Source organism: Mycoplasma anserisalpingitidis, from assembly GCF_007858495.1.
Taxonomy (GTDB): domain Bacteria; phylum Bacillota_I; class Bacilli_A; order Mycoplasmatales; family Metamycoplasmataceae; genus Mycoplasmopsis; species Mycoplasmopsis anserisalpingitidis_A.
Window position 1 is genome coordinate 459,314 of the sequence record NZ_CP041663.1, and the last position, 12,362, is coordinate 471,675.

Genomic DNA, 12,362 nt, shown 5'->3' on the forward strand with positions numbered 1-12,362 from the left:
TAAGGAGTTGAAATGAAGAAGAAAAAGAAAAAATTAATTATTGTTAGTTCAATTTCTGCAATGATTGGAATAGGTGTTATCGGGGGTGTTTCAACATGAATTGCTACACACAAACCAAGACAAGTTGATCGTGGCGGGAATCCTGTAGATAAAGAAAAAGATGATGAAGATAAAAAATTCGAAATTATAAATCCTTCTGATGACAATACTATTGACTTTGATAACGTTGTCAAAGACAATCCTAACATTGATCTACCTGAACAAAGAATTAAATCAAGTAATCTAATTTCAAAAGATACAAAAATTAGATATGTTGCAATTGGAGATTCTATTACAGCTGGTTTTGATGGAACATTAGATCAAGATTATAAAGGTAGCTATGAAAATGGAGTTGTAACAGGGCTAAGTTATCCTTCTTACTTATCGAGATTATTCAATGAAATAAATAGACTTGACAGTTTCGATAATCACTCAGTTACTGGTTCGACTATTAGTGAATGAATAGATTTATTGCAAATTGGTACCAATTCAAAAAATCTAGTTGATGAAACTAAATTAATAAGTCGTTTTGGTAATAATTACAAATTGTTAGCTAATGAAATAGTTGAACAATTAAGAAACTCTAATTTAATTACACTATCAATTGGTGCAAATGATTTTATACACACTTTTATAGATGCAATAAAAGGAAGTAATATTACACAAAGTATTCAACTAATACTTAATGACAATCCTACGTTCGGACCTTTGATTGAAGATGTTAAAAAAATTTTAGACAATTCAATAAAAGAAGTTTCAAGAAGACTTCAAATTTTTGCTTCACAAATTAAAAGTATATCTCCACAAGCAAATATTAACTTTATTTCATACCCAAATCCTTTCTTAAAATTGAAATACATGATTGATGACTTTACCAAAGAATTTGCCGGCGATATTGCTAAAAACTTTAGTTTAACAGACTTTTTTACGGATATATTAAATAATACAATCAAATTAACAGCAAGTAAAACAACTATTAACTACATCGATCCAATAAATAATAATTTTTGAAATGAAAATGCACAAAAAATGAGTTCAATTTGATTTGACATTCACCCAAATACAAATGGATATAAAAAAATAGCTGTTGATTTATTTATTAAACTCACCAACCCAAGCCTAAATCTTAAAGATTATGAAAAACTGGGGAGTTTTAGTTTTTCAAATGAATTCTTAAAAAGTGATTATCAAACAGCATCATATCAGATTGAAATTGATAATTACTCAGAAGTTATAAAAAAAATCATAGGAACAAGTGACTGAGAATTTATAAACAAAAAAGATGATTTTGAACTTCAAATAGATTCACAACGTTCAACAGATAATTTTGGTAAAAGAATGCTAAGAGTTAGTGGTAGTTTTAAAAAAATTACCCAAGGTTTAATTTCTACTTTAGTGCAATCGGATTACATTAAAATAGTAGATCCTAATGGAATACTTCAAAAATTCTTAACAGAAAATGATTTCAAAAGGTCTGAACAAATTATAGAATGGTTATTGAACTCAAATTATTTATCAGACTTAATTAGTAATTTGCAAAATGAAATAACAAAATTAGTTGAAGAAAACCCCGAAGCATCGATATTTGACAATGGTGTTATTTCAAAAATTCTAATAAATAGTTTAACTAATGAGAATTCAATCATTAATTTATTGAAAACTCTTGCTAAAAGTGATTTTATACAACAAAATAAAAATGAAATTAGGGAAATTTCGACTAACTTAAAAAACTCTAAGTTAATGGAAATATTATTTTCAAAACTTAAAACATTTATTTCACCTTATATAACTAAATTAATTGATAATCCTAATTTTTCTCAAGAAAAAATTTATGAATTAATTGATAAATCTATTCAGCAAGAAGATTTAGAAAATGCAATCATTGCACTAATTAACGACTTTTTGGATACTGCAGATGAAATGGATGAAGTAAATTCATTTTATGATTTATTTGTAAAAATAATTTCTAATGGAAAAACTGTTAAATCACTTAAAAACCCAATAACTAAAGTAATTCAAATTTTACTTTCTGATAAAGAAGTAATTAACTTTATATCTAGTAAAGTTAAAGAAATATTAAATCAATATGACATTTTGATAAATGTAGATGAAAAAAGATTTAATTTATTATTACAATCACTTCTTAACAACGAGTCAATCAAAGACTTAGCAAATAGTTTAGTTAACGTGTCAACAGAAACAATAATTAATTTTGTAAAAAATAATTATCAAAACTATAATGAAATTTCAAAAATACTAATCGATGCTGTAAAATCAACATTAAACTTCAATTCATCAACAAACTCAGATTTTGCACAACTATTAATTCCTGTTTTTGAAATATTAAACTCTAAGATTCTTGACAATAACATCGATATTATTGAAAAGATGTTGTACAACTTTCTTGAAAGCGAAAAAATTAACCATAGTGATTTGATATTTTCAATAATTCCAGGAAATATCAAACAATTAATTGACGATTTTGCCAACACACAAGAACTCAAAAATAAATTATCAAAAATACTTGATAATAAAAACAATAAAGACATTTTAGTTAAAACAGTAATTAATGCAATAAAAGAAAAATCAAAATCAAAAACCCAAATAAATGATATAAATGATGTTCTATTCTTTCTTGCAAAGGGATTTTCTCAAAACGAGAGAAAAAATATTCTAGAGTTTATTAAATACATAAAAGATGAACTAGAAATTGAAAAATCTATTAGAAAAATACTTGAAAAATTCTATGAAATTATTAAATTAGATCATACAACTCCACAAAATAGTAAATTAATTGATGATACCACTTTAATATTTGAAGCATTCATTAAAGATGATAAAAATTTCGAAACTTTAATAGATAATTTACTTTATGCTATAAAAAACTCAGATAATTTCGTATCGCTAAAAGACAATACGCATAATTTATTAATTTCTTATATAAAGAACTTATTAAATTTAAATGAATTTAATTTCAATGAGATTTTGAATAAACTTATTTATTCTGATTTAGTAAATAAAAACCAAAATGCTATTAGAGATTTGGTTAAAGCTGCCGTTAACTATTTACTTGAGGATGATAATAAATATTTAGATATGTTGCTCACTTTACTTTTTGGCGACAATAATAATTTAAATAATCAATTCATATCAACAATTTCAAAAAACTTAAAAGGTCATTCATTTAAGGTAATAATTAATCAATTTATTGATAATTTGCTTTCTGGTGATTGAGTAAGTAAATTAAAAAATCAAGATCTTCCGTCCCTTATTTATAATTCATTAAAAGACAAAACTATAATTAACGAAGTTAAAAATAATAAGGAAACAATTATTTCATTACTAAAATTACCTAAAGTCAAATCCTCAATTATTGAGTTAGTAATTGATAAAACTAAAGAATTAGGATTAAATAAGGAAATTTTTAATTATGAAGAATTTGTTTCAAATATCTTAGAAAATTTAATTAATAATTTATTAAAAAAATCTGAAGTTAACAATGTTTTAGATTTAATTATAAATACATTCGAAAACAGCGTAACTTTAGAACAATTTTTGAATAATATCAAGAGTGAAATAAGTAAAAATTCAATTGATTTACTTAAAAGTTTTTTACCTTCAATAATTAAATCTATAAAAGATGCTGATTCGCCAGTAAAAACTTCTCAATTCATACAAAATATCATTAAATTATTAATTAATCAAGAAAATATTATTAAATTGCTAGATAAAACCGAAATTGAAACTAAGTTTGATTTAAGTAAATATAGCGAACTTAAAAGATTTATTTTAAGTGAATTAACAGATGAAGAATTTAATAAAATTATTAACAAAATATCAGTTTCCTTTGTTGATGGAATTCAAAAAACAAATATATATTCAGAAAACATTATTGATGAATTAATAAAACAAACTTTTTCATCGAATAATATCGATCAAGAATTAATTAGTATCATCAATAATAAATTAGTAAAAGCAATAAACAATGAAGCAGTTCAAGAATTAATGACAAAATCATTAATGAAAACCATTCAAAAATTAGATTATGGGTGAATTTTTGAAAATGTACAAAATCCCGAATTTGTTATTTATAAATTAATTAAATTATTGGCTAAAAGTAATGATAAACTAGAATTAACACAAAAAATAATACAAACTCTTTTATCCCAACTTTCATCAAAAGGAACTCAACTAAATCTTAACGATATATTGTTAACTTTCAGCTCTCTATTTAACTTTGGAAGTGAAAAAACTGAAAAAACAATTGTTGAATTTATTAATTATTTAGCTAGTGACGAAGAAATAAATAAATTAACATCAGACTTAAAAACAATAATAAACAATTTATTCAGTAGAGTTAAAAATGATTCTAAATTCTTGAATTCAATTACTACAAAACTATTTGAATCAGTTGAATCAAACTCTATCTTTACACAACAAAGTGATTTTGAAGACTTAATTAGAGAAATATTCAACAACAATAACTTTAATCCATTACTAAATCAAATCATTGATTTATTCTTTAACAATGTTGAAAAATTGGGTAATGCTTCAAGTTTTGAAGACCTATTTAAGATTCTTTTCGCAAACTTTAAATTTAAAGAATTGGGACAAAATCTTGATAATTTATTTAATGATTTAATAAACTCGGAATCTATTAAAAAACTTTTAACAAACATTATAAAAAATCAATTAGTCTCAGCCAAAACCGAATTAACTGAATCTCAAATCTTAAAATTATCAAGTGATTTAGCTAATGATATTCCTGAAATATTTAAGATTTTAGGTATCAAAAATAATTTATTTTCAAGTATAGCTGAGGAATTAGATAACTTAAATAAGAATAATAAACTAATTGAATTCAAACAAATACTTGATGTTATTATTAAGAAAATATCTTCAGACTTAAGTTTTGATTTTAAGAATAAATTAAACAAGTTATTGAAATTAAATTCAATTCAATCAAATAGAGAAGAATTAATAAGTTTAATTACTGTTTATTTACCTACTATAAAAGATAAAATTATTAATGAATCGTTATACGAAAAACTACTTGAAATAAAATATCAACAAGATAAAAGTGTTGAGCTTTTGGTAGATAAAAACGAAATTTATGGCTTACTAAATCTAATTAAATTAGATCCTAATTTTGATAAATTAGTTCTTAACTTAACTAAAAAAATAATAGATAATCCAGATATTTTAATATCAAATGATGGAAAAGAAATCATTAATTCTTTAATATTCAGCAATGAGTCTCAAACTAAAAACATTCTTGCCTCATTAACTCAAAATGTTTTACAAAAATTTGATATTGCAGAATTGGAAAAAACCATCAATAAAATTGTTGAAAGATTCTGCATAGATAATAATTTAATTTACTCAAATGAACAAATTAAATTATTTACCACATCATTTATCGATTACTTAAAAAATGATCAATCTAAATTAAATATAAATAAAATTTCAATTGCATTTAGTAAATCTATTAAAAATTCAAATGATATTGACCAATTTATCAAAAATATTCAAAAAGAATTGTTAGAAATAATAAATGTAAATAACTATGAATTTGTAAAACAAATTTTAAACAGTGACTTTATTTCACCATTAAAACAATTTATATCTGAAAATTTTGACTATTTATACAATAAGATTTTTAATGAAATCAATATATTTGAAAAAATCAAAAATATTGATCTTGCATCACAATTAAATATTAATAACAGCAAAATTAATTCTAACTTCATATCTATAACTAATATGTTAGAAAATGACGATGACTTCAAAAACATATTAAAGAAAATATTAAAAGATGCAATTACTAATATAGATAAATACAAAAATGCTAATAGTTATACTGAATTAATTACTTTAGTTGTTAAAAATCAAGAAAACTTGAGTAAAAATTCAGAACAAATTAAGAAAATAATTGATAAACTATTAAGTAATCAAGAACTAAAAGAGTTGATATCAATAATAATTGAACAAAAATTATTCAATAATATCGACTTAAAAGAAGTTTTTAGTGGAATAACAAATAGTTCAAGATTTGCAAGAAATATTGTTGAATTAATTAATTCAGCTAACACCAAATTTAATTTATCCAACTTAATTCTAGATAATCTAACAAAAGAAATTACTAAAGAAAACTTTTCTATAAATGAGTTTTTATTAAGTATTTTCAGTGATTTTAAAAACAAGTATTTAAGTAATGAAATAGATGTAATTGAATTTATCAAATATGTATTTAATGAAAAAATATGAATTGAAGATAAACAAAATATATTACAGATAGTCAAAAATATAATTAATTCTGATTTGTCTAAAGTAATAAATATTAATTCATTATTAGATCTACTAATAAAAAATGATGAATATTTAGACATTCAATCATTAAAAAGCATTACTGAAATCACAACAGGAACAAAAGAATTCAAAAATATCATCAATAAAATAATAGATAGTTTAAATACAAACAATATCAATCTTGAAAATGTAACAACTTACAGTCAATTAACTTCGGAATTATTAAAAAATATCGATTTTAATGTTATAAAAACAGATATTAAAAACCTTGTGAATAATCTATTAAACAATCATGATATTCAAATTAACATTTCCTTGATTATTGAAAAAATTATCTATAAATTTACAAAAGTTCCTCAAGATAATTCTGTTAGAAAACTTTCTCAAGATATCGCAACTAACTTACACACGGTTCTTGAGTATAATGAATTACTAAACAAAATTATTGATTCGATATTTGATGAGTTAGATAAATTAAAAAATAATGGTAATTTTGAACAAATAATTTCACAAATTCCTAATTCAATACTAGATACAGTAAAAAAAGTTGTATCAGATCCTCTTGATTTTGCTAAATTTATCTTTAACAGCCCTATAATTTCAAACAATTATCAAGGAATAAATTACATAATACAAAACGGTTTAGAAAATATTATTAATATACCTAAAATCAAACAACAAATCACTAATCTATCAAATTCAATCGATGATAAATGAGTTGATAGAAATGAAATTAGTAACTTGATTAATGAATTAATTAGTGATAATAAATTTATCCAACTAATTAAAAATACCGCTACAAATCTTTTAAAATCAAATAAGTGAATTAATCAAAACACTACTCAAGAAATTATTCTTTCAGCTTTAAAACAAAGTCAATTGTTAGATAATAACCAAGACATAATTGAAATTTTAAAGTCAAGATTAAATAACAATTCTTTAGCAAAAACATTCAACAAAATTATTAATAATTTATTAATTGAAAATAAGATAATTAGCGAAACAGAAAAGCTTTCTATTACTTTAACCAATTCTTTATATAGTTCTTTAATTTCAAATGATTCATTTAGTTCATTAAATAAAATTTTAGAAATTGCTAATAATAAAATAAGTTCAAGTTCAACATTTGAAGAATTATTTAGTCAAATGAAATCTGAATTATTTGACTTAATTAAACAAGATCACTACAAAATAATTAAAAATATCTTTGATTCAAAAGTAATTTCAAAAAACAAAGATGAAGTTAAATCATTTATTTACAGATTATTAAAGAATTTTGTTCCAAATAATGTAGAAAACTGAGTTGATAAAATTGATTTAACAGAATATGCATCAAAATATGAATTTAATCAATCAGAAATTAAAAAAGCTTTAATTGATCTATTTAACTCAACTAATATCATTGATATAACAGATGTAGTTATTGATGATATTTCAAATAGAGAGAATATTTATAAAAATACAAATAACATAGAAGAATTTATTCAAACTTTATTATGAAATAACCAAACTAGAGCAAAAATTGAAAATTCATTAAGCTTAATTATTAAAGAATTTATTAACAAACCTAATGTAAAAGATATAATTAAGAAAATTTTAGTTAAAGAATTAAGTGGACCTACTGTAGATTTAATTCTCGAAGGTGTTTCAAATAAGGAAAACCTTATTTCGAACATAATTAGCGTTTATAATGACATTGATTCAGTTATAAATTTAACTAAGAGTGTAGTAGGTTCAGTTACTGAAGAGATAAAATTAAATGGACTTAGTGTTTCGATTAGTTCTATAATTTCTAACATTTTCAACAAAATTAAAGAAAATAATTTTAATTCAGAAAATAGTAAAGAAACTGGATTTAAATTAATTAAAGTTATTTTAGATTCTAAACTAATAAACGAAAACAAGGAAGACTTAATTAAAATAATTAACAATTTAATAAAACTACTTTCAAACGAACAAACAATTTTTCGATTAATCGATAGTCTTTCAGATTCAATCAAAAACCAATTATTTAAATATGCAGGAAAAGATGAATTAATTCAAATAATTAGATTTATAGCAACCAATACTAACTTTACTCAAATAATTAATGTTATCACTCAAGATTTGCTAAATAATGTAAATGCCTTAAAACAAGCAACTAACTTCGATGAATTTATAACTAAGATGTTATCGTTAATAAATCTTGATAACCTAAAAGATAATATAAAAGGCTTAATTAATGATTTACTAACAAATCAAAATATTAAAGAAATTCTAAAGAAAGTTCTAAAACAAACATTAATTAGTTATGGTGCTACAAATGACACTAAATTAGAATTATTAATTTCTGAAATAATTTCTGAAATCGATGTTTTAGTTAAAGATCTAGAATTATTAGATCCAATTATTGATAAAACTGTCGAACTACTTAATTCAGCCAAAAATAGTAATGACCCTAATTCATTCTTGGTTCAAATTCCATCGGAAATTTCACAAATTATTTCTAAAAAAATAATTGATAATCCGTATGAATTTGTTAATGGAGTAATTGAACATAAATCAATAAAAAATAATTTTGACACCTTAACTAGAACAGTTCAAGAAGTTATAATTTTCTTAATAAATAACGGAACTGCTGAAAATATATTAATTAAACAAATTAACTCAGTTGACCCTTCTAATGAATTATTTAATTATTCTAATAAAAATGATTTAGTAGAGTTAATTAGATTTATTTTAAAAGACATTGATTTTCAAAGTGTTATAAAAAATGTGGTTCCTAAATTATTGAATAATCGTGAATGACTCAAAAACTTAAATAATATTAACGAACTAATAAAATCAATATTTAAAATTAATGGAATTATTGATGAAAATAAATTAAATATCAATAATTTAATTGAAAAAATAATTACAAGCGTTCAATTTAAGTCTATTACGACAAAATCATTAATATACATTTCTAAACAAAGTGAAATTAACCTAAATATAAATGGAATTAATGAGTTAATCAGTTCAACTTTAGATACAATAATCCCTATTCTAAAAGAATTAAACCTCTATGAAGAATTAATTTCTGATGTATTAAATATTGTTAAAGACCCAGAAAATATTACAACTACAATCAAAGAATTGGTTGATAAACTTAAAAACAAATTACTAGAAAATAATTTTCAAATAATTCAAAAATTATTAGCTTCAAGAATATTTAATGATCCAAAAAACAAAACAACTTTAAAAGCTATTACTAATGAAATATTAAGTAAATCAAACAATGTCGAAAATATTAAAAACTTCATTAAAACAATAGGGTTGGACAAATTACTTGAAAAATTTAATGTAACTAGTGAACAAGTTAATACTTTAAGTATAAAAATATTGAACAATACCAATAGCATTAACTTAATAAGAGATATTATTTACAACATAATTGATAATTCATCTGAATATTCAACAAGTAAAAATTACAATGAATTAATTAAAAAAGTTTTCAATAAACCACAAATCCAAAATTCATTTAAAACCAACTTTAGCTCTGTAATTAAAGAACTATTGAATGATAATGAAGTAAGAAATATTATCGTAGATCCGCTTACTACATTACTTACGAAACTTGAAAATAACTGATTGTTAAAAAATACTATAAATTCTAAATCGCTATTATCTGAATTGTTAACAATTGCAAATTCAATTAACAACACTTTACATTTGACTGATAAATTGATTAACTCACTTGTTAATGAATTAAAAGTTAATGGACTTGAAGTAAACTTCAATAATGTTATAAACTCAATTTCAAATGGTTTAACAAGTGAATTTGAAAATAATCTAGATCAAAAAGTTACTGAATTAATTAAAATTATTGCAGGAACTAACATTTTTAGAAATTCAACAAATTATGCTGATCTAAAAGTTGTTTTAACAAATCTTTTAGAATATCTAAATAGAAATCAAATTATTTCTAATAGTTTTATAAATTCTTTAAGTTCATCAACTGCAACTGAAATTTACAAATATACTGATGAAACTTCATTAAAAACTGCAATAACTATAATTTTTGATAATCAACATTTAAGAAACAGTATTTTCACAATCTTAGATTCAGTTAAAACAAAAGTTAACAAAATTTCACAAGCAAGCAATTTAACTCAAATTGTGCAAATTTCATTAGACGATTCTTTAGTAAAAAACACAATTAAAGAAGAGCTAAAACTGCTTTTAAGAGATATTTTCACAGACCCAACAATTAAGAAAATTCTTAAAAATGTTGTAAAGCACTTCTTTGATTTTATAGAAATAAATTCAACAAATATACCTGAAGCTGACACATTTATGAATAAAATTGTCGATGGTTTATACAATTTATTAAGTAGATTAGATTTAATTGATAATTTGGTTGATCCGCTTGTTGAACAAATTAGTTCATCGAATGACATAATTAGTTTATTTACTTCAATCTCTTCACAAATTTTTGACAATCTAAAAATCACCGAATACTCAACTTTTAGTAAATTCTTAAAAGATAATTTAGTAACACAAAATAAACAAACAATTATCAAAATAATTAATCATATTATTAATAAATTAACTTCTGACGAAACTAAAGTAAGAAGAATATTGGAAAAACTAGATATTCCATCATTACTCCTAGATGAAACTTCAACGCTTGATAAAAACAAAATCAATAACTTTATTATAAAAATATTGAATAACCAAGACCTTAAAAAACTGTTAACAATTTTAGTTGAAGAAGTGATTAATAATAATTTAGAGTATGCTAAATTAAGTACTTGATGAGAATTGATTAATAAATTACTTAATAGTTCAAAATCAAATGATATTAAAAACTCAATTAAAAAATGACTGATCGACACAGTAAATAGTAACGATGTTGACTTTGAAAAGGGTATTGGTGAATTAGTTGTTGAATTGTTAAGAAAAAGTGGATTTAATTTAATTGAGGATGATAAGAATTTATTTGGTAGAGTAATGAAAAATGCTCTTAAAGCAATTGTTAATACAAATGAATTTGATCAGATAATCAATAAAATTTATGATAATATCAAGAATTTAAAACCTAGTTCAGCAAATCCAATTACTTCAGAAAAAATATCTCAAGCTGTTATGAAAGGTGTTTTAAGTATTATTTCAAATGATGATGGATCAGCAATTCAGGTAGTTAAGATCCTTGATAAATCTGAATTGATCGGAAAAATCATAAATCAAATTGGTTCAGAAGATTTTGTTAAATTAATTGATAGAATTTTTGAATCAAGTAGTTTAACTAAAAACACTGGTATTTATGCAATACTTAAGCCTATACTTAGTCCCGGAAGCACATCTTCAAGCACAAGTACTAAAGTTGAAATAGGAACATTAAACTTACTTTCAATTCCTGATAAAGCAAAGAACTTCTTAGCACAGATATTTAAACCTTTCTATGAAGAGTTATTCAAAAAAGCTATTAATCACTCTCTACCAACATTTAAACAAGACACTGTTGAATATAAAAACTTATTTAGAGTTACTGAAATTGTTCTTTGATTCTTATGAAATAACAATCCAAGTGGAGTAACATATTGAAATACAAACTTGCTTAGAGCAACTACACTTGAAGGAATCGTAAATCTTGCTCATGAAAAGGCTATGTGAGATGATTTATATATCCCAATCTATAAAAAACCAATCGACGTCTTACGTGATGAAACTACATATAGAAAAATAGGATTCATCAATGGTGGATTTAATAAAGAATTTGTTTTTGGTAGTCGTTCGAACTGAACGAACAACAATAATTATGATCCAGATCAACTTCTCGCTTACATTTACTATATAAAAAATGGAAATGACAGACATAATTCTAATAAAACTAAAGAACAAGTGCTTTGAGAAGCCTTGGAAAAAGGATATTTAGGTCCTAAAAAATAGAGATCTCATTATGAGGTCTTTTTTTGCAAAAAATTGACCAAAAAATTCAGAAAATAAGTCTTTAAAAAATAGTAAATCTATATAATATAAAAGAGTAATTTTAC

General features: G+C 22.7%; 1 protein-coding gene. It reads left to right on the forward strand.

Going from position 1 to position 12,362, the window contains the following annotated elements; genetic code table 4:
• Window positions 1-12: 12 nt before the first annotated feature.
• Complete coding sequence (locus tag FOY43_RS01725; protein ID WP_146308845.1) at window positions 13-12,258, forward strand: GDSL-type esterase/lipase family protein; 12,246 nt, start codon at window positions 13-15, stop codon at window positions 12,256-12,258.
• The last annotated feature ends 104 nt before the right edge of the window (window positions 12,259-12,362 follow it).